Source organism: Microbispora hainanensis, assembly GCF_036186745.1.
Taxonomy (GTDB): Bacteria; Actinomycetota; Actinomycetes; order Streptosporangiales; family Streptosporangiaceae; genus Microbispora.
On record NZ_CP108086.1, the window covers coordinates 1,098,681 to 1,124,471 of the forward strand.

The following is a 25,791-nucleotide window of genomic DNA, read 5'->3' on the forward strand; positions in this document are numbered from 1 at the left end:
TAGAACACCTGAGGAGAGACGTGAGTGCACCGTTGAGGCTGATGGCCGTGCACGCGCACCCGGACGACGAGTCGAGCAAGGGCGCCGCCACGATGGCCCGCTACGTCGCGGAGGGCGCGGAGGTGCTCGTCGTCACGTGTACGGGTGGTGAACGCGGCTCGATCCTCAACCCCAAGATGGACCGGCCGGACATCCTGGAGAACATCGGCGAGGTCCGCCGCCAGGAGATGGAGAAGGCGCGCGAGATCCTCGGCGTCCAGCAGCGGTTCCTCGGCTTCGTCGACTCGGGGCTGCCCGAGGACGAGAACGAGCCGCTGCCCGAGGGGTGCTTCGCCCTGCAGCCGCTCGACGTGGCGTCGGCGCCGCTCGTCGCCGCCGTCCGGGAGTTCCGGCCGCACGTGATCCTCACGTACGACGACAACGGCGGCTACCCCCACCCGGACCACATCATGACCAACCGGGTGTCCGTGGAGGCGTTCGAGGCGGCGGGCGACCCCGACCGCTACCCCGGCACTGGCGAGCCGTGGCAGCCGCTGAAGCTCTACTACCACATGGGCTTCACGCGGGAGCGGTTCGAGGCGCTGCACAACGCCATGACCGAGCGCGGCATGGGCTCGCCGTACGCCGACTGGATCTCGCGGTGGGAGGACCGCCCGCAGAAGTGGGAGGTCACCACCAGGGTCCCGTGCGCGGACTATTTCGAGGTCCGCGATCTCGCCCTGCTCGCGCACGCCACCCAGGTCGACCCCGACGGGTTCTGGTTCGTCTGCCCGCGTGAGCTGCAGGAGGAGATCTGGCCGACCGAGGACTACCACCTCGCGCGGTCGCTCGTGGACACCACGCTGCCGGAGGACGACCTGTTCGCGGGGATCGCCGCGGGGGTCACCCCTGCCTGCTCGTAAGCTGAAGGCGTGGATGCAACCAGCTACGGGCCGGGTCTTCTCGGCTTCGTCGTCGTCGCCGCGATCGGCCTGGCCCTGTTCTTCCTGCTGAAGAACATGAACAAGCAGATGCGCAAGATCCAGGTGCCGCACGACCAGCATGAGGACGAGCGGCGCGAAAACGGGCCCAAGGCGTGAGCACGGACGTCAGGGTCGTCGACAACCCCGCCGCGTCGCGCTACGAGATCATCGTGGACGGCGTGGTCGCCGGGTTCGCCCAATACCGGCTGCGCGACGGCGCGATGGTCCTGCCGCACACCGAGGTGCGCGGCGAGTTCGAGGGCCGCGGGCTGGGCGGCGCGCTGGTCGGCGGAGCCCTCGACGCGGCCCGGGCGGCCGGCCTGCGTGTCGTGCCGCTCTGCTCGTTCGTGGCCTGGTACATCCAGCGGCATCCGGAATACCGCGATCTCGTGGACGACGACTACCGCGACCTGGTCGACACACCCGGCTGAGCCGACACACCCGGCTGAACCGGGCGGATCATTCGGGTAGCGCGGGGCCCGAAGACCAGGCACGCTCCAGCGCCTTCGGCAGGCCCCACCAGCCCAGCGGGGTGAGCACCTCGGCCCGGTCCACGATGCCGAGGTGCGCCCACAGCGGCGTCACCGCCGTGAACAGCATCTCCGTCGCCTCCAGGTCCTCCGGCTCGTCCGGGTCGATGTCGACGTCCTCGGAGTCGGCGATGAACCGGGCGATCCGCTCGGGCGAGGCGAGCACGCCCGGGCCGTACCGGACCAGGGCGATCACCGACGCGAGCCAGTCGGCGTGGTGGATGGCGCACAGCGACGCCAGTATCGAGTCCTCGTGGCTGAGCTCGCCCTCCATGTCGAAGAACCGGGCGGCGTCCTCCTCGTCCGGAAGGTCGGAGATCGGCGCGGCGATCCCGGCGGCGACCGTGAGCCACAGGTCCTCGTCGCGTTCGGGCAGATCGCCGTCCTCCAGCCCGGCGCAGGCGCGCAGCACGTTGCCCGGATAACCGGGGCGGGTCAGCGTCACCCGCAGCCGCCGGGCGGCCGAGCGGAGATCGGCCTCGGGGAAGGGCGGCTCCGGCAGGTCGTCGAGCACCCGCCGCAGCTCGCCGAGCGCGAACGCCTCCTCCTCGTCCCAGGCGGCGTACAGCTCCTGGTCCTGCTCGTCGTTGACCACGACGTTGGGCACCCGGCCGTCCGGCAGCGGGGTGCCGAGCCAGCGCTCCTGGAGCTCCTCGTAGGCGTGCCGGGCGCCGGGGTCCCCGGCGGCGAGCGCGTCCGGGTCGATCTCCCCGGCCGCCAGCCGCTCCTCCAGGAACTCGACCAGCCGCTCGTACATCTCGGTCGCGACCGGGCCGCGCTCGCTCTCCTCCGGCCACAGGAAATAGCTGCGGGTGAGCATGATCGGCTCGGTGCCGCTCGACTCCAGCCAGCGCTGCACGTCCCCGACCGTCGCCACGCCGGACTCGATGCTCATCAGCACGGCTTTGGCCGACTCCCAGAACCTGACCGACAGCGGGTTGCCCGCCGCGAGAAGCTGCCGCCTCAGGTCGGGCAGGGCGACCAGGGCGTGTCCGGACGGCACGGCCAGCAACACCCGTGCGACGTCGCGCCGCGTCATGGCGGCCGCCGGGCGTCCCGAGTGCCTGATAGCGAAGTCCAGATCCAAGCCCACGTCCTGTGAGCCTACGCCGGGACGGGCCGGAACACATCCCCACGGTCCCCCACGAGTTCCCCCGGACGTGGCGGCCCGCCCAGGCCGGGGCGCGTACGGGCCCGGAAGGTGCGGCGGTAGGTGTCCGGAGGCACGCCGACAGTGCGGTTGAAGTGCCGGCGCAGCGTCGTGGCGGTGCCCATTCCGGTGGCCGCCGCGATGACGTCGATGCCGTCGTCGGTGGTCTCCAGCAGCTCCTGGGCGCGGCGGATGCGCTGCACCAGCAGCCACTGCAGCGGGGTGGTGCCGGTGACCGACCTGAAGTGGCGGCTCAGGTTGCGCGAGCTCATCCGCGCCCGGCGGGCCAGGTCGTCCACGGTCAGCGGATGGTCAAGACGTTCCATGACCCAGGGGAACAGTTCGGCGAGCGGGTGGTTGCCGGGGGCGGGCACCGGGGTGGTGACGAACTGGGCCTGGCCGCCGTCCCGGTGCGGCGGCACGACCAGGCGGCGGGCGACCGTGTTGGCGACCGAGGAGCCGTGGTCGAGGCGCACGAGGTGAAGGCACAGGTCCATGGCCGCGGCCTTGCCCGCGGAGGTGAGCACGCTGCCGTTGTCCACGTACAGGACGTCCGGGTCCACCTCCACCCGCGGATAGCGGGCGGCCAGCTCCTCGGTGTGCGCCCAGTGCGTGGTCGCGCGCCTGCCGTCCAGCAGGCCGGCGGCCGCCAGGACGAACGCGCCCGTGCAGAGGGAGGCCACCCGCGCGCCCGCCTCGTGGGCCGCGCGCACCGCGTCGACCAGCTCGGCGGGTGGATCGACCTCGGCGTCGGCCCAGCCCGGGACGATCACGGTGTCGGCGTGCGAGAGCCGGTCGAGCCCGTGGTCGGGCTCCAGCCGGAACCGCCCGGCCCGCACCGCGCCGGGACCGCAGACGACGAGGCTGTACCAGGGGTCGGCCACGTGGCTCAGGTCGGCCCCGAAGACCTCGTAGGCCAGCGCCAGCTCGAAGTGCAGCATCCCGTCGGTGACGGCCAGCGCGACAGTGCTCATGTCCGGAATTGTACGGGTGATGGCGTTCCGGACACTCGTGCCGGACGCCCGTCCTCGTCAGGATGTCCGCGACGGATCATTCGACGAATCATTCGGGCGAGGAGGAGAACCGGTGGAATCGGGTCTCACGGTGGCGGTTTACGGCGCGTACGGGCATACCGGGCGATTCTTGGTGGCACGGCTGCGGGAGCGCGGGTTCGTGCCCGTGCTGTCCGGACGGGACGCCGCCAAGCTGGAGAAGGCGGCGTCGGAGACCGGGCTGGAGGCCCGCCCGGCCCCGGTCGGCGACCCGGCCTCGCTCGACCGCGCCCTGGCCGGCGCGGCGGCCGTGATCAACTGTGCCGGGCCCTTCGCCGCGACGGCCGCGCCCGTGATCGAGGCGGCGCTGCGCGCCCGGATCCCCTACGTGGACGTGGCGGCGGAGATCGAGGCCAACGTCGACACGTTCGCGAACTTCGCGGACCGCGCCCGCGCCGCCGGAGCCGTGATCGTCCCCGCGATGGCCTTCTACGGCGGTTTCGGCGACCTGCTGGCCACCGCCGCGATGGGCGACTGGACGGCCGCAGACGAGGCGCACGTCGCGTACGGGCTGAGCGGCTGGCACCCGACCGCCGGGACCCGCGCCTCGGGCGTGGTCTCCGGGCAGCGGCGGGGCGGCCGGCGCGTCCGTTATGCGAACGGCCGGCTGGAGTATCGCGACGACAAGCAGCCGACCCTGGAGTGGCCCTTCCCCGCCCCGATGGGACCGCGGGCCGTCATCGGAGAGTTCACGATGGCCGACGTCGTCACCATTCCCAGCCATTTGTCCATCCCCGACGTGCGGACGTACATGACGGTCGAGGCCGCCAGGGACCTGTCGGATCCGGGCACCCCGGCCCCGGCCCCGGTCGACGAGCACGGGCGGTCCGCGCAGACCTTCCTCGTCGACGTCGTCGTGCGCTCCGGCGGCAGCGAACGGCGGGCCGTGGCACGTGGCCAGGACATCTACGCCGTCACCGCGCCGCTCGTGGTGGAGGCGGTCGAGCGCATCCTCACCGGACGGACCAGGACCGCCGGCGTCGCCTCCGCCGGTGAGATCTTCGACGCCCTCGGCTTCCTCCACGCCCTGGCCCCGCACGTCTCCTTCGAACTGCGCCGATAACGCGGATCACCCGCGTCCTGCTCCGCGTGGCAGTCCGGCGCGCCACCGGCGCGGACGGATCCCGCGCGCGCCCCCGAAGCCCGTCCGCCGCGCCGTACCCTGATCGTCCTTTTCCGGCGTGTGAGAGGCTGGCCTTATGAACCGGCTGGGCGGCGAGACCTCTCCCTACCTCCTGCAACACGCGGACAATCCCGTCGACTGGTTCCCCTGGGGCGAGGAGGCGTTCGCGGAGGCCCGCCGGCGCGACGTCCCTGTGCTGGTCAGCGTGGGCTATTCGGCGTGTCACTGGTGTCATGTCATGGCTCACGAGTCGTTCGAGGACGAGGCCACCGCGCGGCTGATGAACGAGCTGTTCGTCAACGTCAAGGTGGATCGCGAGGAGCGGCCCGACGTGGACGCGGTCTACATGGGCGCGGTCCAGGCGATGACCGGGCAGGGCGGCTGGCCGATGACGGTCTTCGCCACCCCCGACGGACACCCGTTCTACGCCGGCACCTACTTCCCCCGGCCGCAGTTCCAGCGGCTGCTGCACGCCGTGTCGCAGGCCTGGCGGCAGGACCGTGAGGGCGTCCTGACCCAGGGCCAGAAGGTCGTGGAGGCGCTCGCCGACCGCACCGGGGTGCCCTCGGGCCCGCTGCCCACCGCCGAGACCCTCGACCTCGCCGTACGGAACCTCGTGGAGACCTTCGACGAGCGGCGGGGCGGATTCGGCGGCGCGCCCAAGTTTCCGCCATCCATGGTCCTGGAGTTCCTGCTGCGGCACGGCACCCCGGAGGCCATGGCCATGGCAGAGAAGACCATGGAGGCGATGGCCAGAGGCGGCATGTACGACCAGCTCGGCGGGGGCTTCGCCCGCTACTCGGTCGACGCCGGCTGGGTGGTGCCCCACTTCGAGAAGATGCTCTACGACAACGCGCTGCTGCTGCGGGTCTACGCCCACTGGTGGCGGGCGACCGGCTCGGTCCTGGCCAAGCGGGTGGCCCTGGAGACCGCCGAGTGGCTGCTGCGGGAGATGCGCACGTCCGAGGGCGCGTTCGCCTCGGCCCTCGACGCCGACAGCGAGGGACCGGACGGCACCCACGGCGAGGGCCTGTTCTACGTCTGGACGCCCGAACAGCTCCGCGAGGTCCTCGGGGAGGACGACGCCGCCTGGGCGGCCTCGGTGTTCGAGGTGACCGGCACGTTCGAGCACGGCACGTCTGTGCTCCAGCTTCTCGCCGACCCCGACGACCCGGCCCGGTTCGACCGGGTCCGTACGGCCCTGCGCGCGGCACGGGAGCGGCGGCCCCGGCCCGGCCGGGACGACAAGATCGTGGCCTCCTGGAACGGGCTCGTGATCGCCGCCCTGGCCGAGGCGGGCGCGCTGTTCGAACAGCCGGTGCTGATCGACGCCGCGCGTGAGGCGGCCGTGCTGCTCGACGAGCTGCACACGGTGAGCCGCGGCCCGGCCCGGCTGCTGCGGACCTCCCGCGACGGCCGGGCGGGCACCAACGCCGGCATGCTGGAGGACTACGCCAACACCGCCGAGGGCTTCCTCGCCCTCTATGGCGTCACCGGCGAGACCCGATGGTTCCACCGCGCCGGAGACCTGCTGGAGACCGTGCTGGCGCGGTTCCCCGACGGGTCAGGGGGGTTCTACGACGCCCCCGACGACGGCGAGCGGCTGTTCCAGCGGCCCCAGGACCCGACCGACAACGCGACGCCCTCGGGCCAGTTCGCGGCGGCCGGGGCGCTGCTGTCGTACGCCGCGCTCACCGGCTCCGCCCGGCACCGGGAGGCCGCCGAGGCGGCGCTGGGCACGGTCTCCGCGCTGGCGGAGCGGTACGCCCGGTTCGCCGGGTGGGGTCTCGCGGTGGCGGAGGCGGCGCTGCGCGGCCCCGCCGAGGTTGCGATCATCGGCCCGGCCGACGACGCCCGCACCCGCGCGCTGCACCGGGCCGCCCTCATGTCCGGCACGCCGGGGCTGGTCGTCGCGCTGAGCACGGGAGATCACGCCGACGTGCCGCTGCTCGAAGGGCGGGGCATGGTGGACGGCTCACCGGCGGCCTACGTGTGCCGGCGCTTCACCTGCCGGGCGCCGGTCACCACGCCCGCCGAGCTGCGCGCCGAACTGGCCCGATAGAGAACTGGCCCGATAGAAGGGCACAGGAGAAGCGGCACAAGCGGCACGGCGGCCTCTCCCGGCCCGGCCGCTCCTCAGGCCGCGCCGCTCTCAGGCGTGCTCCCGGCCGTCAGCGGCCGGGAAGCTGCCCGACCGGGAGCTCCGGCCCGGGGAGCTGCCCGATCGGGCCGCTCTGATCACCTTGATCGTTCTGGCCGGTGCGCCGGGTGCCCGGGTCGGTCTGGCCGGGCCGCCTGGCGCCCGTGCCGGTGGCGCCGGGGTCGGATCTGGTGGTCCCTCTGGTGGTCCCGGCCTCGGGGCCGGCGCGGGTGGCGGGGTCGGCGGCGTCCAGGTCGCGGGTGCCTGCCGGGCCTGCCGGACCGCCGATGCCGTTCGCGCCGCCTCTTGGTGGGGCCTCGCCGTCCTGGCCGGTCGCGCCCTCCTCGTCGCCCCCTGCGGGCGGACCGGGCATGCCGGGCCCGTCGGGGCCGGGCATCGTCACCCCGTCCGGCACGGGCGGCCCGGAGGGTCCCGACGGATAGGCCGTGGGAGACCCGCTCTGCTGCGGCAGCGCCATGCCGTAGGCGTCCCAGTAGTAGGGGTTCCAGGTGACCGGGTCGGGGAACTCCCGGACCGGCTTGCCCTCCATGGCGGTGCTCATGAAGGTCTTCCAGATCTCGGCGGGCAGCGTGCCGCCGTACAGCTCGCCGTAGCCGGGGATGGTCACCGGCTTGTTGTCGTCGCGGAACATGTCGACCGCGACGGCGAGCTGCGGGACGTAGCCGGAGAACCACACGGCCGCCGACTCGTCGGTGGTGCCGGTCTTGCCCGCGACCGGGCGGTCCCACAGCCGCGCGGCCGTGCCGGTGCCGCCGCGCACCACCTGCTCCAGCGCGTACGTCGTGTCGGCGGCGGTGTTCTCGCTGAAGGCCCGGACGCCGGGCGGGGCGAACTTCCGGGTGAGCCCGGTGGAGTCGGTGACCGCCCGGATCACGTGCGGCTCGTGGTGAATGCCTCCGGCGGCGAAGGTGGCGAACCCGGCGGCCTGCTGCACGGCGCTCACCGACGCCACCCCGAGGGGCAGCGTGGCGGCGCCCTGGTGCGGGGCGAGCTGCGCCGCGGGGATGCCGGCGGCCTTGGCCGCGGCGACGACCTTGTCGAGGCCGATGCGCTGCCCGAGGTCGACGAAGGCGGTGTTGACCGAGAACTGCGTCGCCTGGAGCAGCGGAATCGCCGGTCCGTACGACTTGCCGCCGGAGTTGGGGATGTCGGCGGAGCCGATGCGGATGGGGGAGTTGCCGTAGACCAGCGTGTCGAGCCCGTATCCGGCTTCGAGCGCGGCGGCCAGCGTGTAGGGCTTGAAGGTCGAGCCTGCCTGCACCTTGGCGGAGAAGGCGTTGTCGTACTGGTTGGTCTCGTAACGACCGCCGTAGAAGGCGACGACCTCGCCGGTCGCGGGATCGACGGCCGCCAGGCCGGTGCGGACCTTCTTGGGGGTGTCGGCCGGCAGGACCGACTTGACCGCGTGCTGGGCCTGCGCCATGAGCTTCTTGTCGAACGTCGTGGTGACCTTCAGGCCGCCGTGGTTGATGTCCTCGTCGGTGAAGCCGAGCCGGTTCAGCTCCGCGCGCACCTGCGCCAGCATGTAGCCGTTCTGGCCGCCGAGGGACAACGGCGCCCGCTGCTTGGCGAGGGTGGGGAACACCTGGGCACGGGCCTCTGCGCGGCTGATCGCGCCGATCTCGCGCATGCCCTGGATCACCGACGTCCATCTGGCCTTCACCGCGTCGAGCGCGGCCCCGGTCGGGTTGGCGAACCGGGTCGGCTGCTGGATCACGGCGGCGAGGTAGGCGCCCTCGGCCGCCGTCAGGTTCTGCACGTCCTTGTCGAAGTAGGCCCGCGCGGCGGCCTGGATGCCGTAGGCCCCACGGCCGAAGTAGATGGTGTTGAGGTAGCGCTCCAGCACCCAGTCTTTCGGCTTGGAACGATCCACCTTCAGCGCGATCATGATCTCCTTGAGCTTGCGCCCGATGGAGCGTTCCTGACCGAGGCCGCTGTAGTAGTTGCGCACCATCTGCTGCGTGATCGTCGAGCCGCCCTGGAGCTGACGGCCGGTGATCGTGGACCACACGGCGCGGGCCGTACCTGACAGCGAGACGCCCTGGTCCTGGTAGAACGTCCGGTTCTCCGCCGCGATGACCGCGCTTCTGACGACCTGGGGGACCTGCGAGAGCGGCACGGTCTTGCGGTTGACGCCCTCGTTGGCGAGGACCGTCTTGCCGTCCCGGTAGTAGATGACCGAGCCCTGGGCCGTCGCCAGCTCCTGCGTGCTGTCCGGGATGGGGGTCAGCGCCCACACCACGGCGAGGAACACGGCGAGCCCGACGATCGCGGTGGCCAGGCTCAGGAGGAAGACGCGCAGCAGCCGTCTTCGCCGGCGAGGCTTCGGCGCGCCGCCGTCCCCGCCGCCTCCTCCCCCGTTCGGGCCGTCGAGCGACGCCCGCGGTTCCGCGGCGCCCTCCCCGATCGGGCCCTCTTCGGCGCTGTCCACGCTGTGACCCCCGATAAGTCCGATACCCCCGCTACGCCCTTTTGTGCCCGCTGAGCTGGGCGGATGGAACCACGGTAAACGATGGCCTTCTATGGTCCGGCACTTCCCGCCACGTCTGTGGAAAAGCCTGCCCGAGGCGGCGAAGACTGTGGAAAACGCGGGTCAACCCCCGGCCGCACGGACGAGCGGGAGGGTCCGGTAGGGCACCGGCGTGTCGAGCGCGATCACCGATTCGGTCCGTACGACGCCCTGGACGTCCACGATGAGGTCGATGACGCGCTGGAGGTCGGCGTTGCTGCGGGCGACCACACGGCAGAGCATGTCTCCCCCGCCGGTGATCGTGTGGACCTCCAGGACCTCCGGGATGAGCGCGAGCTGGTCGGCCACCGGCACGTGCCCCGCGACCTGCCTGATGTGCAGCGTCACGAACGCCGTCACGTCGAAGCCGAGCGCGGCAGGGTCGATGTCCGGGCCGTAGCCGGTGATGACGCCCTTCGCGGCCATCCGGTCGAGCCGGGCCTGCACCGTCCCCCGGGCGACGTTCAGCCTGCGGGAGCACTCCAGCACGCCGATCCTGGGCTCGGCGGTCAGCAGCGCGACGAGCTGTGCGTCGAGGTGGTCAATCGTCATAACGATTTCCCCTTGTACGAGGCGGAGACTGAGCACATTGTCCACCAAAACAACTCACTGTTGCGCAAATTGGCCATGCCCACGGACAGTTGGCCTATGAACGATGTCTTTCCGGTTCACGGCATGGACGCGGTGGTCTTCGCGGTCGGCAACGCGAAGCAGGCCGCCCACTACTACTCGACCGCCTTCGGGATGCGCCTGGTGGCCTACCGGGGGCCGGAGACGGGCAGCCGCGACGAGGTGGCGTACGTCCTCGTGTCGGGCTCGGCCCGGTTCGAGCTGCGCGGAGCCGTACGCGCGGGCACGCCGCTCGCGCGTCACGTGGCCGAGCACGGCGACGGTGTGATCGATCTCGCGCTGGACGTGCCGGACGTGGAGACGGCCTACCGCCACGCGCTGGCGCAGGGCGCCCGTGGCCTTGAGGAGCCCCACGTGGTCGAGGACGACCACGGCAAGGTCGTGGTCGCGGCGATCGCGGCGTACGGCGAGACCCGGCACACCCTGGTCGACAGGTCCAACTACACCGGCCCCTACCTGCCCGGATATGTCGCGGCGGAGCCCATCGTCGCGCCGCCCGCGGTGAAGAACGGCCGGCTCTTCCAGGCGATCGACCACTGCGTCGGCAACGTCGAGCGCATGGAGGAGTGGGTGGAGTTCTATGAGAAGGTCATGGGCTTCACCAAGATGGCGGAATTCATCGGCGACGACATCGCCACCGAATACTCGGCGCTGATGTCCAAGGTCGTCGCGGACGGCACCCGCAAGGTCAAGTTCCCGCTGAACGAGCCCGCCGAGGGCAAGAAGAAGTCCCAGATCGAGGAGTTCCTGGAGTTCTACGGCGGCCCGGGCGTGCAGCACATCGCGCTGGCCACCAACGACATCGTCACGACGGTCGACGCCATGCGGGAGGCGGGGATCGAGTTCCTCGACACGCCCGACTCCTACTACGACGACCCGGAGCTGCGCTCCCGCATCGGCGAGGTCCGTGTGCCGGTCGAGGAGCTCAAGAAGCGCCGCATCCTCGTTGACCGCGACGAGGACGGATACCTTCTGCAGATCTTCACCAAGCCGGTGGTGGACCGTCCGACGGTCTTCTTCGAGCTCATCGAGCGGCACGGGTCGCTCGGCTTCGGCAAGGGCAACTTCAAGGCGCTCTTCGAGGCCATCGAGCGCGAGCAGGAGCGCCGCGGCACCCTCTGACGCCCGCAGCGCGCCCACTGACGGCCGTCGGCAGCCACTGACGGCCGTCAGGGCACCCTCTGAGCCCCGCCGGCACCCGCCGGACACCCGCTCACGCCCCCCAGGCCACCCGCTGACGCACCCTTTGCGCGTGCCCGGCTTTGCCCGAAGGGCGGCAGGGTGACCATTCAGCCATGGGAACACCGCCGCCTCCGGGAAACCCGTACGAGGAACCGAGGATTCCCTGGACGCCCCCGCCCTTCGGGCAGACGGCGCCGCGGCTCGCCGGCCGCTGGCGCCGCCTGTTCGCCGGGATCACCGACACCGTGCTCGTGGGGCTCGTCACCTCGCCGCTCACCGTGGACGACCTGAGGGTCGCGTACGACGGCGCGACGGAGGCGGTGGCGCGGATCCCGGTCGGCGACGGCCTTGTCGTCGGGGCGATCGGGTTCCTCTACTACTGGCTGCTCCAGTCGTTCTGGAACGGCCAGACGGTGGGCAAGAGGCTGTTCGGCATGCGCGTCGTGCGGGAGAACGGGGAGCCGGCCGGTCCCGGGCCGATCGCGGTGCGGCAGGCGGTGGAGATCGTCCTGTCCTGGCTGTGCTGCCTCGGGCTGGTGAACCTCGCGTGGATTCTGTTCGACCGCAGGAAGCAGGCCCTGCACGACAAGGCGGCGCGGACGCTCGTCGTGGACGCCTGAGACCCGCCCGCCCCACACGCCTCACGAGAACCGCGGCAACCCCTGCGAGCAGGCAAAACACCCGGAGTCGCTTCCCGGACCACATCACCTGCTCGCGTAGAGTTGCCACACATATGTCCTCGCATCGTCTTCCTTCGCGCCCGGCGCCGACCGCCGCACCGACCACCACGCCCGCCCGTGTGCGGGCCGGCCGGTCGATCTCCGTCCTGATCTGCGCCGTGGCCGTGGGCGCCGCCACGGCCTGCGCGCCGTCCGAGGGCGCGGTCACGCCGTCCCTGGCGGCGGCCGCGCCGGCGTCGCCGGGCACCGGCGCGTCGGCGAGCACCGTCGGGGCCCCGGGGATCGGCGACCCCGACTTCCCCACCGACGGCAACGGCGGCTACGACGTCCAGCACTACGACCTGCGCCTGTCGTACGACCCGGCGTCGCGGAAGCTCGCGGGCAGCGCCACGATCGAGGCGAAGGCCGTACAGGACCTGACCTCGTTCGACCTCGACCTGCACGGGCTCACGGTGAGCCGGGTGACGGTGGACGGCGGGGACGCCTCGTTCAGCCGCAGCAAGGACGAGCTCGTGATCGAGCCGGGCGGTCAGATCTCGAACGGCGCCCGATTCGAGGTCACGGTCGACTACTCGGGCGTGCCGGAGCCGATGCGCGACTCCGCCAACCTCGGCGAGTACGGCTTCATCTCCACCCCGGACGGGGCGTTCGTCACCTGTGAGCCGAACGGCGCGAAGACCTGGTTCCCGTCGAACGACCACCCCTCCGACAAGGCGACCTACGACTTCCGGATCACCGTCCCCGCGGGGCTGACCGCGATCGCCAACGGCGAGATGGCAGGGACGCCGCAGACGAACGCCGGCAAGACGACCTTCGTGTGGCGGGAGAAGCACCCGATGGCGAGCTATCTCGCCACGATGACGACCGGGAAATTCCAGATCCGCACCGGCACGAGCGCCAGGGGCCTGCCGGTCTACGTCGCCGTCGCCGACAACTACCGCGGCTCGCTCGACCAGCTCTACACGCAGACGGCGAAGATCACCGACTACTGGTCGACCGTGTTCGGGCCCTACCCCTTCTCCTCCACCGGCGGCGTGATCGACGACTACGCGGCGGGGTACGCGCTGGAGAACCAGACCAAGCCCATCTATGGCGGTTTCTCCCCCGCGCCCACGATCATCGCGCACGAGCTGGCGCACCAGTGGTTCGGCGACAGCCTGACCATCAAGCGCTGGCGGGACCTGTGGCTCAACGAGGGCTTCGCGACGTACGCCGAATGGCTGTGGGCGGAACACACCGGTCAATACACGGCCGATTCGGCCTTCCGGCGTTACTACGCGAACGCGGCCGACCCGATGTGGAGCTATCCACCGGGCACGGCACGGCCCGACGACCTGTTCGGCGCGGCCGTCTACAACCGCGGCGCGATGACGCTGCACGCCCTGCGCCGGGAGATCGGCGACGACAAGTTCTTCCCGCTGATCAGGGCGTGGACGGACGCCCACAGGTATGGCAACGTCACGACGCAGGAGTTCATCTCGATGGCCGAGCTGATCTCGGGCAAGAACCTGAAGTCGCTGTTCGACGCCTGGCTGTACGAGCCGAAGCGTCCCGCGCCGATCCCCTGATCCACACGGCCCCGATCGACGAGCTGGCGAGCTCAGGAGGCCGATCCTCTGATCCGCACCGTCCTGATCACACGAGCTCAGGAGAACAGCAGCTTGTAGCCGTCCCGCCGCAGGGCGCTGAGCACCTCGTCGCAGTGCGCCGGGCCGCGGGTCTCCAGTTGCAGCAGGACCTCGGCCTCCTCCAGGTGCAGCCGGGAGCCGAACCGCTCGTGCACCACGTCGAGCACGTTCGCGCCGAGGTCGGCCAGCCGGGCCAGCAGCGCGGCCAGCGCCCCGGGGCGGTCGGTCAGCCGGATGCGGAAGGCCAGGTAGCGGCCCGCCGCCGCCAGGCCGTGCCGCAGCACCCTGGCCAGCAGCAGCGGGTCGATGTTGCCGCCCGACAGCACGACGACCACCGGCGGCTCGAACGCGTGCGGCTGGTCGAGCAGCGCCGCGACCCCCGCCACCCCGGCCGGCTCCACCAGCAGCTTCGAGCGTTCGAGGCACAGCAGCAGGGCCCGCGACAGCGACTCCTCCGAGACCGTCACGACGCTGTCGACCAGATAGTGGATCAGCTCGAACGGCAGGTCGCCCGGCCGCCCGACCGCGATGCCGTCCGCCATCGTCGACGCGGGCTCGACCATGACCGGCCGGCCCGCGGCCAGCGAGTCGGGATAGGCCGCGGCCCGCTCGGCCTGCACGCCCACCACCTTGATCCCCGGGCGCTGGGACTTCACCGCGAGCGCGACCCCCGCCGCGAGACCGCCGCCGCCGATGGGCAGCACGATCGTGGCCGTGCCGGGAAGCTGCTCCAGGATCTCCAGGCCGACCGTGCCCTGCCCGGCCACCACGTCGGGGTGATCGAACGGGTGGATGAACACCGCGCCGGTCCTGTCGGCGTGCTCCCTGGCCGCCCGCAGGGCCTCGTCGACCGTGTGCCCCGCGAAGATCACGTCCGCGCCGTACGCCCGTGTGGCCTCCACCTTCGGCAGCGGCGCGCCCTCGGGCATGTAGACGGTCGACTTTGCCCCGACCAGCGACGAGCCCAGCGCCACGCCCTGCGCGTGGTTGCCCGCGCTGGCCGCCACCACGCCCCTGGCCCGCTCCTCCTCGCTCAGCCGCGCGATCCGCACGTACGCCCCGCGGACCTTGAACGACCCGGCCCGCTGGAGGTTCTCGCATTTGAGGTGCACCGAGCCGCCGACGATCTCCGACAGCACCCGTGAGTGCAGGACGGGCGTCTGCGCCGCCACTTCCGACAGCAACTCGCGTGCGGCGACGACGTCCTCGTACGTCACCTGTGGGACAGCCATGCGCCAATCATCACAGGTTCCGGAAGGCGACATGCCTTCAGAGCCCGGGTGACCAATAACTGTCTCCGGCGATGACGAGGGCGGCGGCGCCGACGAGACCGGCCTCCTGACCGAGCGAGGCGGGCACGACCCGCACCCGCTCGGCGAACCCCATCCGGGTGTGCTCCCGCAGGGCCTCCTCCAGGGGCCCGAACAGCAGGTCGCCCGCCTGGCTGAGCCCGCCGCCGACGGTCACGAGATCGAGGTCGCACAGGTTGACGGCCGAGGCGATCGCGATGCCCAGGGCGCGCCCCGCGCGGGTCATCGCGGCCAGCGCGATCGGGTCGCCCGCCGCGGCGTCGGCGGCCAGCCTGCGCGCGGTCGCCGTCCCCTCCTCCTGGTAGAGCCCATCACGCGTGACCTCGGCTTTCGGCGACCAGCCCTGGGCGAGCGCCCAGGCGGCGAGGCCGGGGCCGCGGGCGATCGCCTCCAGGCAGCCGTAGCCGCCGCAGCCGCACGGCGGGCCCTCGGGATCGACCACGACGTGGCCGATGTGACCCGCGTTGCCCGTTCCGCCGTCGATGAGCCTGCCGCCGAGGACCAGCCCGCCGCCGACCCCGGTCGACACGACCATCCCCAGCATGGCCGCGCTCCCCCGCCCGGCGCCGCGCCAGTGCTCGGCGACGGCCAGGCAGATCGCGTCGTTGTGGATGCGGACCGGGACGCCGGGAAAGCGCCCGGCGAGCCTGCCGCGCAGCGGGAATCCCCGCCAGCCGCCCATGTTGAGCGGCGAGACCTCCCCCTCGGGCCAGGTCATCGGGCCGCCGCAGCCGACGCCCACCCCGGCGATGGCGTCGGGCACGTCCAGCCGGTCGAGCACGCCGGTCAGCGTCCGCCACAGCGTCTCGGCGTCGGCGCCCTGCGGAGTGGCGGCCCGCTCGGCGGCCACGACCCGCCCGTCCGGCTCCACCAGTCCCACCGCGAACTTCGTGCCGCCGATGTCGACGGCCAGGGTGAGGTCGCTCACGCACCCGCTCCCCTGCCGGTGGACAGTCCCGTGCCGCTGGAGAATCCGGAGCCGCTGGAGAAGACGAGCAGCGACGCGGTGAAGCCGTGCACGTGGTTGTGCCCGCTGACCGGCCCGACCTCGCCCGCGGCGAAGAACCCCGCCACCCCGATCGGCCCCAGCGTCTCGCGTACGGCGAGCGCGTCGTGGTCGGGCGTGCCGAACATGCCCGAGCCCCTGCCGTTGCAGGAGAACAGCAGTGCCCCCTCGACCCGGCCGGGCTGCTGCTGCAGATGGGCGTCGAGCAGCTCGTAGAGGTCCTCGTCGGCGGTCTCGGCGTCCCTGACCTGGAACCGCACCGTCCTGCCGATCTCGATGACGTCGCCGACGGCCACCGCCTCGCGTTCGGGGTCGATGCCGATGACCCCGCGGATCAGGAAGTCGCCGCGCTCGTGGCGCTCGGCGTACTCGTCCATGGCGATGCCGATCTGTAAGCCGGCGGCCACCAGGTCGCGGTCCTCCTCGTCGAGGGCGCTGACGATGTCCTCCAGCCGCGCCAGCGCCGGTTGACCGGCCAGCTCGAGCAGCACGTTGTCCTCCGCCCGGGTGACGACCATGGACGGGCCGATGGGCCGGCAGCCCTGGCTGACGACCGTCCCGATGTTCACCTCGCCACCGATGATCACACCGATCGCGCCGGAGTCGTGCACCTCGCCGTTGGCGAACAGCCGTACGGAGCCACGGCCCTGGAGCCCGTTGGCCAGGCCGCCCACGATCGGCAGATCGCCCATCACCTCGTGGGAGTGCTCGATGAACGCGTCGGTGGGGAAGCTGTAGGGGTCGGCGAGCAGGATCGCGGCCCGGTCGTCGGGGACGCGCTCGGGCAGCCCCACGACCACGAACCTGTCCTCCGTCCTCAGCGTCTCCAGGGCGAAGGTGTCGATCCTGGCGCCGCCGAGGGAGGCCGCCCACGCGCTCACGGCGGGGGTCAGCTCCACGCCCTGGCCGTGCCCGATCACGCCGGTCGCACTGCAGCCGATCACGTCGGCCCCGGACGCGACGGACATCGCCCGCCGCCCCGCGCTGGCCACGTCGTCCGGGTCGTCCCCACAGACGAAGAAACACACCAGATCTGGCGGACCCGACAGGCCGGCCAACGCCTGGCGTACGGCCGTCTCGGCCGCTTCCACCAGGTTGGCGCCCACGGCGAGACCGTCGGCGAAGCGGCTCGTCAATACCGCCATGTCTCGCCCTCTCTTCCTCCGCGACAGAGTTTCCTTGGGCCGATTCTCCCCACTGAACGGAGGACAACGCACAGGCCGCCCGTCCAATTGGCCCCGCGGCCCACAGCCGTGTCTTCAAACCCGGCTGCCGGATCGCCTGATGGGGACGTAGGCTCGACTCCGTGCACAAATCGCCCACGCCTGCCCCTAGCACTCTGCGTGAACTGCGCGAGAGTGGACACCGATACCGTACGGTCAAGGCCGAGATCAGGGAGAACCTCCTGGCCCGGCTGCGGGCCGGCGAGACCCGGTTCCCCGGCATCGTCGGCTTCGACGACACCGTCCTGCCCCATCTGGAGAGGGCGCTGATCGCCGGGCACGACCTCGTGCTGCTCGGCGAGCGCGGCCAGGGCAAGACCCGCCTGATCCGCACGATCACCGGCCTGCTCGACGAGTGGTCGCCCGTGGTCGAGGGCTGCGAGATCAACGACCATCCGTACGAGCCGGTCTGCGTCCGATGCCGCCGGCTCGCCGCCACCCACGGCGACGACCTGCCGGTCGCCTGGAAGCACCGTGAGGACCGGTACGGCGAGAAGCTGGCCACCCCGGACACCTCGGTCGGCGACCTCATCGGCGACGTCGACCCCATCAAGATCGCCGAGGGCCGCACGCTCGGCGACCCCGAGACGGTCCACTACGGCCTGGTCCCCCGGACCAACCGGGGCGTCTTCTCCGTCAACGAGCTGCCCGACCTGGCCGAGCGCATCCAGGTGGCGCTGCTCAACGTGCTGGAGGAGCGCGACATCCAGGTCCGCGGCTACAACCTGCGCCTGCCCCTCGACATCCTGCTGATCGCCAGCGCGAACCCCGAGGACTACACCAACCGCGGCCGGATCATCACCCCGCTGAAGGACCGCTTCGGCGCGGAGATCCGCACGCACTACCCCCGCACCATCGAGGACGAGCTGGTCCTGATCCGCCAGGAGGCCGACCTCGGCGCCCTCGGCGCGGACCTGCCCGACCACCTGGTGGAGGTGATCGCCCGGTTCACCCGCCTGGTGCGCGAGTCCACCGCGGTCGACTCCCGCTCGGGCGTGTCGGCCCGCTTCTCGATCGCCGCCGCCGAGACCGCCGCCGCCTCCGCCGTACGGCGGGCCGCGCTGACCGGGGAGGAACGGCCGGTCACCCGGGTCTGCGACCTGCCCGGCGTGGTCCACACGCTGCGCGGCAAGGTCGAGTTCGAGGTCAGCGAGGAGGGGCGGGAGATCGACGTGCTCGCCCACCTGCTGCGCCGCGCGACGGCCGAGACCTTCCGCGCCTCGCTCGGCGGCGCCGATCTCGCGCCGCTGCTCGACAAGTTCGGCGAGGGCGCGCAGGTCGAGTCGGGCGAGCTGGTGCCGGCCCACGAGCTGCTGCGCAGGATCGGGCGCGTCGAGGGCCTGTCGAAGATCATGACGCGGCTCGGCATGGGCGAGGGCGACGAGTCGCCCGGCCACGCCGCCGCCGCGCTGGAGTTCACGCTGGAGGGCCTCTACCTGATGCGCAGGCTGTCCAAGGACGAGACCGACGGCGGTTCCGTCTACCGGACCTGAGCCGGGGCGGGCCCCGTCCCACTACCCACCGAACAAACTCCCGCCCGTCCCGCCGGACTTCGGCAAGGGCGGGTGGCCCTGAAAGGTTGCGTGGTCGCGTGTCCTACGTCTACGGGGAGTATCGCGACGGGCCGGATCCGCTGGCTCCGCCCTACGACGTGCGCTCGGCGCTGGACGACATGGGCGACGCCATCCTGTCCGGCTCGACGCCGATGGACGCGCTGCGCGACCTGCTGCGGCGCGGGCTCCCCGGCGCTCCCGACCGCCGCGGCCTGGACGACCTGCTCCGCCAGGTGCGGCGGCGCCGCCGCGAGCTGCGGGAGAACACCCGGCTCGACGGCACGCTGGAGCGCGTGCGCGCCCTGCTCGACAAGGCGATCGGGCAGGAGCGGGCCGAGCTGTTCCCGGATCCCTCCGACGACGCCCGCTTCCGTGAGGCGGCGCTCGACGCGCTGCCCTCGGACACGGCGCGGGCGGTCCAGGAGCTGGCCGACTACGACTGGCGGTCGGCCGCCGCGCGGCAGACGTTCGAGGAGCTGCGCGACCTGCTGCGCCGGGAGGTCCTCGACAGCCAGTTCCGCGGCATGCGCGACGCGCTGGCCAACCCCGATCCGGCCGCGATGGAGCGGGTCCGGCAGATGATGTCGGACCTCAACGACATGCTGGACCGCGACGCCCGGGGTGAGCACACCCAGGAGGACTTCGACCGGTTCATGCAGCAATACGGGGACATGTTCCCCGAGAACCCACGCAACCTCGACGAGCTGGTCGACCAGCTCGCCCGCCGCGCCGCCGCCGCGCAGCGGATGCTCGCCTCGCTCACCCCGGAGCAGCGCGAGGAGCTGGCCGGGCTGATCAACAACACACTGGAGCAGGCCGGCCTGGCCGAGCAGATGCGCCGGCTCGGCGACGCCCTCTACGCCCGCCGTCCCGACCTCGCCTGGAACACCCCCGAACGGGTGTCCGGCGAGCAGCCGATGGGCATGGGCGACGCGGTGACGGCCCTGCAGGAGCTGGCCGACCTCGGCGACCTGGAGACCGCGCTGCGTCAGGACTACCCCGGCGCCCGGCTCGACGACATCGACGAGGCCGCCATCCGGCGGGCGCTCGGCCGCTCGGCAGTGGACGACCTGGAGGCCCTGCGGCAGATCGAGCGCGAGCTGGAGGCCCAGGGCTACCTGCGGCGCAACCGCGGCAAGCTGGAGCTCACCCCCAAGGCCGTACGCCGGCTCGGGGAGACCGCACTGCGCCGGGTCTTCGCCTCGCTCGACTCCGGCCGGCGCGGCGACCACGACCAGCGCGACGCGGGCACGGCCGGGGAGCCCACCGGATCGACCCGTCCGTGGCGTTTCGGCGACGAGCAGCCCATCGACGTCGTCCGTACGGTCGTCAACGGCGTACGGCGTGGCGGCGGCGCGCCGGTGGCCCTGACCGTGGACGACTTCGAGGTCGTGGAGACCGAGCGGCGCTCGGCGGCGGCCGTGTGCCTGCTGGTCGACCTGTCCTACTCGATGGCCCTGCGCGGCACCTGGGCGGCGGCCAAGCAGACCGCGCTCGCCCTCCAGGCGCTGGTGGCCTCGAAGTTCCCGCAGGACGCCGTGCAGATCATCGGCTTCTCGAACTACGCGCGGGTGCTGCGGCCCGACGAGCTGGCCGGGCTCGAATGGGACATGGTGCAGGGCACCAACCTGCACCACGCCCTGCTGATCGCGGGCCGTCACCTCGACCGGCATCCGGACTTCGAGCCGGTGGTCCTGGTGGTGACCGACGGCGAGCCGACGGCGCACCTCATGCGCAACGGCGTGCCGCGCTTCGAGTGGCCGCCGTCGCAGGAGACGCTGACGCTGACGCTCGCCGAGGTCGACAAGATGACCCGGCGGCGCGCGACGATCAACGTCTTCATGCTGGCCGCCGACGACCGGCTGCGCGAGTTCGTGGACGAGGTCGCCCGGCGCAACGGCGGCCGGGTCTTCTCCGCCAGCGCCGACCGCCTCGGCGAGTACGTCGTCAGCGACTTCCTCCGCGCCCGCCGCACCCGCTGAGCACCCGAGCTCCCGGGGGCTCCCCAGGCTCCCGGGGCTCCCAGGGCTCCCGGGCCCCGGGACTCCTGGGGCGCCGGGGAGGAGACGGACCGCTGGACGGTTCGCCGGCCGCCTGCCGGGCATTAAGCAGATCTGCGCGGGCGGGGGCGCTCACGGGGGCCGGGCAGCACCGGACACCGGACACCGAGCACTGGACACCGAGCACTGGACACCGAGCACTGGACACTGAGCACTGTGCAGCGGGCGCGGGCGGGGAGGCGGACGGCCGCGGGCCGGGAGATCGATAATCGATTGCCGACCTGGTTGCAATCGGCGGACGATAGACAGGCATCCCCTGTTCGCGCTGGTCGTTCCACATGCCCGTGGAAGGAGCGCTCCCATGTTCGCAGCGGTCGGCCTCGTCGTCCTCATGATCCTCACCGGCGTGCTGTACGAGATGGCGGTCCACAACCGCCCCCGCCGCCGGAAGTAGCCCGCGCCCTCCCGGCGTCCGACGCGCCCGTGACGAGCGCGTCCGGGCACTGCGGAGCCGATCACTCAGGCGATAGCCTCTGCCCATGTCGCCTCTCGACCATCTGCTGCTGTGGTTGCACATAGGGTTCGCGATCTTCGCGCTCGGTCCGCTCACGGCGGTCACGAGCGTCACGCCGCGTTACATCCGGGCGCGCGATCTGAGCGTGCTGCGGTATCTGCACCGCGCGACCCGGATGTTCGGCCTGCTCACAATCGGGGTCTTCCTGTTCGGCCTGCTGCTGGGCCGCAGCGCGCTCGGCGCGCCCTACCTGTCGGTGTCGATGACGCTGTTCGTCGTGGCCGCCGTCCTGCTGGTGATCGTCGAGCGTGACCAGCGGACGGCCATCGCGGCGCTGGCCAGCGAGTCGACGGAGGACGACGCCAAGGTGCAGACCGGCCGGATCGCCGCGCTGGGCGGCATCAGCGCCCTGATCTGGCTCGTCATCCTGTTCCTGATGGTCTTCTTCAACCCCTGAGAGTCCCGCTTACCCCTGAATGTCCGGTAGAACGTTTTTGGCCGGAAACGGGGGAAAGAGGAGCGGGTGCACCTAACGACGCGTCGCCGGGCGGCGTGGGCGCTGGTCGCCCTCGCCGTCGGGGCCTTCACCTACGTCACCGCCGAGGTGCTCCCCATCGGCCTGCTCACGGTGATCGCGGCCGACCTGGACCGGTCGCCGTCCGAGACGGGCCTGCTCGTGACGGGGTACGCCGCCGTCGTGGTGCTGGCGTCGCTGCCGCTCACCCGGCTGACCCGGCGGGTGCCGCGGCGCAGGTTGCTCACCATCACGCTCGGCGTGTTCGTCGCGGGGATGCTGCTGACCGCCGTGGCGCCGAACTATCCGACGCTGCTGGCCGCCCGGCTGCTGGTCGCGGCCACCCAGGCGCTGTTCTGGTCGGTCGCGACCCCGGCCGCGGCGGCGATGTTCCCCCCGGAGATCCGGGGACGCGCGATCGCCCGCATGTCGATCGGCAGCTCCCTCGGGCCCGTGCTCGGCGTCCCCGCGGGCACCTGGCTCGGCCAGCAGGTCGGCTGGCGGGCCGCGTTCGCCCTGGCCGCCGCCGTCGGCCTGATCACCTGCGTCACCGTGGCGACGCTCATGCCCGGCCGCCGGCAGCCGGGCGCGGGCTCCGGCGGTCACGAATCCGGCCGCGGCGCGACCCCGGACGCCCGCCGCTACGCGCTGCTCATCGTGGCCACCGTCATCGGAGTGGGCGGCTATCTCACCGCGTACACCTACATCACGCCGTTCCTGCTGGACTTCGGCGGCTTCACCCCGGCCGCGCTCAGCCCGCTGCTGCTCGCGTCCGGGATCTCCGGGGTCACGGGGACGATCGTGGTCGGCCGGCTGCTCGACACCCGGCCGCGGGCCGCCATCACCGGTCCGCTGGCCCTCATCACGTGCGCGCTGCTCGCCCTGTACGCCTTCGGAGCCCTGCACCCGGTGGCGGTGGTGGCCCTCTGCGTGACGGGCATGTCGTTCAGCGCGCTCGCGGCGGCCATCGCAAGCCGGGGGCTGCAGGTGGCCCCGGGCAGCACCGACATCGCCTCGGCCGGCACCGGCTCGGCCTTCAACATCGGCATCGCGGGCGGGTCGCTGCTCGGCGGCGCGCTCATCGACCATGCCGGGGTCCGCAGCGTGACCGTGGCGGGCGCCGTCCTGACCGCCGCGGCGCTCGCCGCCCTGGTGGGCGAACGGTGGATGGCCCCCGCCCGCCCCTCCGCGCCGGAGCGTACGACCCCGGCGCGGAGCGCGCAGTAAGCAGGGCGCGGAGCGCCCGATAAGCGGAGCGCCCGATAAGCAGAGCGCGGAGTGGGCGCTGAGATCTCAGCCGAGGGCCTCGGTGAGGTCGGCCAGCAGGTCGTCGACGGTCTCGATGCCGACCGACAGGCGGACCAGGTCGGCGGGGACCTCCAGCGGCGACCCGGCGGCCGACGCGTGGGTCATCCGGCCGGGGTGCTCGATCAGCGACTCGACGCCGCCGAGCGACTCGCCGAGCGTGAACAGCTTGGCCCGGTTGCAGATCTCGACCGCGGCCTCCTCGCCGCCCTCGACGCGGAACGACACCATCCCACCGAAACGCCGCATCTGCTTGGCCGCGACCTCGTGGCCGGGGTGCTCGGGCAGGCCCGGATAGAGCACCTGGACGACCTTCGGGTGCGACAGCAGCAGGTCGACCACGCGCTCGGCGTTGTCGCAGTGCCGGTCCATGCGCACGCCCAGCGTCTTGAGGCCGCGCAGCGTGAGCCAGGAGTCGAACGGCCCGGCCACCGCGCCCATCGCGTTCTGGTGGTAGGCCAGCCGCTCGCCGAGGTCGGCCGACCGCGTCACCAGCGCCCCGCCGACCACGTCGGAGTGGCCGCCGACATACTTGGTCGTCGAGTGGACCACGACGTCGGCGCCCAGGCTGAGCGGCTGCTGCAGGTAGGGCGAGGCGAAGGTGTTGTCCACCGCGAGCACCGCGCCCCCGTCGTGGGCGATGGACGCCAGGGCGGCGATGTCCGCGACGTTCAGCAGCGGGTTCGTGGGCGTCTCCACCCAGATCGCCCGCGTCTCCGGCCGTACGGCGGCGCGCACCGCGTCGAGGTCGCCGAGCGGCACCGGGTCGAAGGCGACCCCCCACTCCTGGAGCACCCGGGAGAACAGCCGGTAGGTGCCGCCGTACGCGTCATCGGGGATCACCACGTGGTCGCCGGGTTTGCAGACGGTGCGCAGCAGCGTGTCCTCGGCGGCGAGGCCCGACGCGAAGGCCAGCCCGCGCACGCCGCCCTCGACGGCGGCCAGCGCCTCCTCCAGGGCGGTCCTGGTCGGGTTGGCCGACCGGCTGTACTCGTAACCCGCCCGCAGGCCGCCCACGCCGTCCTGCTTGTAGGTCGAAACGGCATATATGGGAGGGACGACGGCTCCCGTGTGCGGGTCCGCCTCCTGGCCCGCGTGGATGGCCAGCGTCTCGAAACCTTGGTTCATGGGGTCGAGCGTAGCCGTCCGCACCGCCTGGTCACGGCGGGTGTGCGGCGGGCGCGCCAGGCCGGGCGCGCCAGGCCGGGTACGCCACGCGGCACCGGCGGCCGACGTTCCGGCGCCGGTGCGCGCGCGACGGCGTGATCAGTGGTTGGCGAGGAAGGCCAGCAGGTCCTGGCGGGTGACCATGCCGACCGGCTTGCCGTCGTCGAGGACCACGGCGGCGTCGGCCTTCTCCAGCGCCTCGACCGCCCGGGCCACCGGCTCACCGGAACCGATCATGGGCAGCGGCGCGGACATGTGGCCGCCGATCTCGTCCTCCGACCGCACCCGGCCGCGATAGAGGCCCTCGAGCAGGTCGCGCTCCACGATCGAGCCGATGACCTCGGCCGCCATGACCGGCGGCTCCTCCTTCATGACCGGAAGCTGGGAGACGTTGTACTCCCGCATGATCGAGATCGCGGTGCCGACCGACTCGTGCGGGTGGACGTGGACGAACTCGGGCAGCCCCGGCGTCTTGCGCCCCAGCACGTCGCCGACCAGGCCCTCCTCGCTCGACGTGGTGAGGAAGCCGTAGTCGGCCATCCACTCGTCATTGAAGATCTTCGACAGGTAGCCGCGGCCGCCGTCCGGCAGCAGCACGACCACGACGTCGTCCGGCCCTGCCGCCTGGGCCACCCGTACGGCGGCCACCACCGCCATGCCGCACGATCCGCCGACGAGCAGCGCCTCCTCGCGGGCGAGCCTGCGGGTCATGCCGAACGAGTCCTTGTCGGAGACCGCGATGATCTCGTCGCAGATCGTGGTGTCGTACGTCGCGGGCCAGATGTCCTCGCCCACGCCCTCCACCAGGTAGGGACGTCCGGTGCCGCCGGAGTAGACGGAGCCGACGGGGTCGGCGCCGATGACCTTCACCCGGCCGCCGGAGACCTCCTTGAGGTATTTTCCGGTGCCGCTGATCGTCCCGCCGGTGCCGATGCCGGCGACGAAGTGGGTGATCCTGCCCTCGGTCTGCTCCCAGATCTCCGGCCCGGTGGAGTGGTAGTGGCTCGCCGGGTTCTCCGGGTTGGAGTACTGGTCGGGCTTCCAGGCGTTCGGGATCTCGCGGGCCAGCCGGTCGGACACCGAGTAGTACGAGTCGGGGTGATCGGGCGAGACGGCGGTCGGGCAGACGACGACCTCGGCGCCGTACGCGCGGAGCACGTTGATCTTGTCCTGGGCGACCTTGTCCGGGCAGACGAACAGGCAGCGGTAGCCCTTCTCCTGCGCCACGATGGCCAGGCCCACACCGGTGTTGCCGGAGGTAGGCTCGACGATCGTGCCGCCGGGCTTCAGCGCGCCGCTGCGCTCGGCCGCCTCGATCATCCGTACGGCGATGCGGTCCTTCACCGAGCCGCCGGGGTTGAAATACTCCACCTTGGCCAGGACCTGGGCGGGCGCGCCCGCCGTTACCCTGCGCAGCCGGACGAGCGGGGTGTTGCCCATCAGCTCCACCAGCGAGTCGTGTACGCGCACCGCGATGACCACCTTGTTTGCCGAAGCTTGTCAGCCTGCCGTCAGCCGTGATTCCGATAGGGGTGGCCGGAACTCGGCTAGTTTCTTCTTTCAAACCGTACCGTGAGCATGGAGGAGGGCGG

At 72.0% G+C, this 25,791-nt stretch carries 21 protein-coding genes; 12 read left to right on the forward strand and 9 right to left on the reverse strand.

What is annotated here, in order from left to right; genetic code table 11:
- The first annotated feature begins 20 nt into the window (after positions 1-20).
- Genes mca through OHB01_RS04970 form a run of 3 tightly spaced genes read left to right on the forward strand, consistent with a single transcriptional unit; the run spans position 21 to position 1,393 of the window.
- Entirely contained in the window at positions 21-902 is an 882-nt protein-coding gene (gene mca / locus OHB01_RS04960; protein WP_142650311.1) for a mycothiol conjugate amidase Mca, read from the forward strand.
- Positions 903-911: 9 nt separating this feature from the next.
- Positions 912-1,079, forward strand: a complete 168-nt coding sequence (locus OHB01_RS04965) for a hypothetical protein (protein ID WP_167530465.1) — start codon at positions 912-914, stop codon at positions 1,077-1,079.
- On the forward strand, positions 1,076-1,393 hold the full coding sequence (locus OHB01_RS04970; RefSeq protein ID WP_142650310.1) for a GNAT family N-acetyltransferase: 318 nt from the start codon (positions 1,076-1,078) through the stop codon (positions 1,391-1,393). Before OHB01_RS04965 ends, OHB01_RS04970 begins: the two co-directional genes overlap by 4 nt.
- Positions 1,394-1,421: 28 nt before the next feature.
- Here OHB01_RS04970 and OHB01_RS04975 read toward each other — a convergent pair whose 3' ends face one another.
- Both OHB01_RS04975 and OHB01_RS04980 read right to left on the reverse strand, forming a co-directional pair.
- Positions 1,422-2,585: a hypothetical protein gene (locus tag OHB01_RS04975; protein WP_142650309.1), complete on the reverse strand. Its 1,164-nt coding sequence runs from the start codon at positions 2,583-2,585 to the stop codon at positions 1,422-1,424.
- An 11-nt stretch (positions 2,586-2,596) separates the two neighbouring features.
- Entirely contained in the window at positions 2,597-3,616 is a 1,020-nt protein-coding gene (locus tag OHB01_RS04980) for a helix-turn-helix domain-containing protein (RefSeq protein ID WP_142650308.1), read from the reverse strand.
- A 112-nt stretch (positions 3,617-3,728) separates the two neighbouring features.
- Here OHB01_RS04980 and OHB01_RS04985 point away from each other — a divergent pair, with 112 nt between their 5' ends.
- The gene (locus OHB01_RS04985; RefSeq protein ID WP_147942589.1) at positions 3,729-4,757 is read left to right on the forward strand and encodes a saccharopine dehydrogenase family protein; all 1,029 of its coding nucleotides are present in this window, start codon (positions 3,729-3,731) and stop codon (positions 4,755-4,757) included.
- Between the two features lie 136 nt (positions 4,758-4,893).
- Positions 4,894-6,879, forward strand: a complete 1,986-nt coding sequence (locus OHB01_RS04990) for a thioredoxin domain-containing protein (protein WP_328854992.1) — start codon at positions 4,894-4,896, stop codon at positions 6,877-6,879.
- A 109-nt stretch (positions 6,880-6,988) separates the two neighbouring features.
- Here the strand turns inward: OHB01_RS04990 and OHB01_RS04995 are convergent, their stop codons facing one another.
- Together OHB01_RS04995 and OHB01_RS05000 are read right to left on the reverse strand one after the other, a co-directional pair.
- The gene (locus OHB01_RS04995; protein ID WP_260617421.1) at positions 6,989-9,409 is read right to left on the reverse strand and encodes a transglycosylase domain-containing protein; all 2,421 of its coding nucleotides are present in this window, start codon (positions 9,407-9,409) and stop codon (positions 6,989-6,991) included.
- Positions 9,410-9,571: 162 nt separating this feature from the next.
- Positions 9,572-10,039 (reverse strand): Lrp/AsnC family transcriptional regulator, encoded by a 468-nt coding sequence (locus OHB01_RS05000; RefSeq protein ID WP_142650305.1) that lies wholly within the window; start codon positions 10,037-10,039, stop codon positions 9,572-9,574.
- A gap of 96 nt (positions 10,040-10,135) precedes the next feature.
- Here OHB01_RS05000 and hppD point away from each other — a divergent pair, with 96 nt between their 5' ends.
- The 3 genes from hppD (at position 10,136) to OHB01_RS05015 (ending at position 13,547) form a co-directional block, all read left to right on the forward strand.
- Entirely contained in the window at positions 10,136-11,239 is a 1,104-nt protein-coding gene (hppD, locus tag OHB01_RS05005) for a 4-hydroxyphenylpyruvate dioxygenase (protein ID WP_185949045.1), read from the forward strand.
- Positions 11,240-11,412: 173 nt separating this feature from the next.
- Positions 11,413-11,919, forward strand: coding sequence for an RDD family protein (locus OHB01_RS05010; RefSeq protein ID WP_328854993.1), 507 nt, complete (start codon positions 11,413-11,415; stop codon positions 11,917-11,919).
- 113 nt (positions 11,920-12,032) lie between these two features.
- Positions 12,033-13,547: a M1 family metallopeptidase gene (locus OHB01_RS05015; protein WP_328854994.1), complete on the forward strand. Its 1,515-nt coding sequence runs from the start codon at positions 12,033-12,035 to the stop codon at positions 13,545-13,547.
- Positions 13,548-13,624: 77 nt separating this feature from the next.
- Here OHB01_RS05015 and ilvA read toward each other — a convergent pair whose 3' ends face one another.
- The 3 genes from ilvA to OHB01_RS05030 are packed head-to-tail and all read right to left on the reverse strand — an operon-like array spanning position 13,625 to position 17,068.
- Complete coding sequence (ilvA, locus tag OHB01_RS05020; protein ID WP_185949044.1) at positions 13,625-14,839, reverse strand: threonine ammonia-lyase; 1,215 nt, start codon at positions 14,837-14,839, stop codon at positions 13,625-13,627.
- Positions 14,840-14,876: 37 nt separating this feature from the next.
- Entirely contained in the window at positions 14,877-15,845 is a 969-nt protein-coding gene (locus tag OHB01_RS05025) for an ROK family protein (RefSeq protein ID WP_328854995.1), read from the reverse strand.
- A complete protein-coding gene (locus OHB01_RS05030; RefSeq protein WP_142650299.1) occupies positions 15,842-17,068 on the reverse strand; it encodes an FIST signal transduction protein in 1,227 nt (408 codons plus the stop codon). Before OHB01_RS05030 ends, OHB01_RS05025 begins: the two co-directional genes overlap by 4 nt.
- Before the next feature lie 161 nt (positions 17,069-17,229).
- Here OHB01_RS05030 and OHB01_RS05035 point away from each other — a divergent pair, with 161 nt between their 5' ends.
- From OHB01_RS05035 to OHB01_RS05050, 4 genes are all read left to right on the forward strand, one after another.
- On the forward strand, positions 17,230-18,639 hold the full coding sequence (locus OHB01_RS05035) for a sigma 54-interacting transcriptional regulator (RefSeq protein WP_142650298.1): 1,410 nt from the start codon (positions 17,230-17,232) through the stop codon (positions 18,637-18,639).
- Between the two features lie 98 nt (positions 18,640-18,737).
- Positions 18,738-20,681, forward strand: a complete 1,944-nt coding sequence (locus OHB01_RS05040) for a vWA domain-containing protein (protein ID WP_147942594.1) — start codon at positions 18,738-18,740, stop codon at positions 20,679-20,681.
- A 557-nt stretch (positions 20,682-21,238) separates the two neighbouring features.
- A complete protein-coding gene (locus OHB01_RS05045) occupies positions 21,239-21,670 on the forward strand; it encodes a hypothetical protein (protein WP_142650296.1) in 432 nt (143 codons plus the stop codon).
- Between the two features lie 66 nt (positions 21,671-21,736).
- Complete coding sequence (locus OHB01_RS05050; protein ID WP_328854996.1) at positions 21,737-22,954, forward strand: MFS transporter; 1,218 nt, start codon at positions 21,737-21,739, stop codon at positions 22,952-22,954.
- 66 nt (positions 22,955-23,020) lie between these two features.
- Here the strand turns inward: OHB01_RS05050 and OHB01_RS05055 are convergent, their stop codons facing one another.
- Together OHB01_RS05055 and OHB01_RS05060 are read right to left on the reverse strand one after the other, a co-directional pair.
- Positions 23,021-24,160, reverse strand: a complete 1,140-nt coding sequence (locus OHB01_RS05055; RefSeq protein ID WP_142650294.1) for a cystathionine gamma-synthase — start codon at positions 24,158-24,160, stop codon at positions 23,021-23,023.
- Between the two features lie 138 nt (positions 24,161-24,298).
- Entirely contained in the window at positions 24,299-25,669 is a 1,371-nt protein-coding gene (locus OHB01_RS05060) for a cystathionine beta-synthase (protein ID WP_142650293.1), read from the reverse strand.
- Between the last annotated feature and the right edge of the window lie 122 nt (positions 25,670-25,791).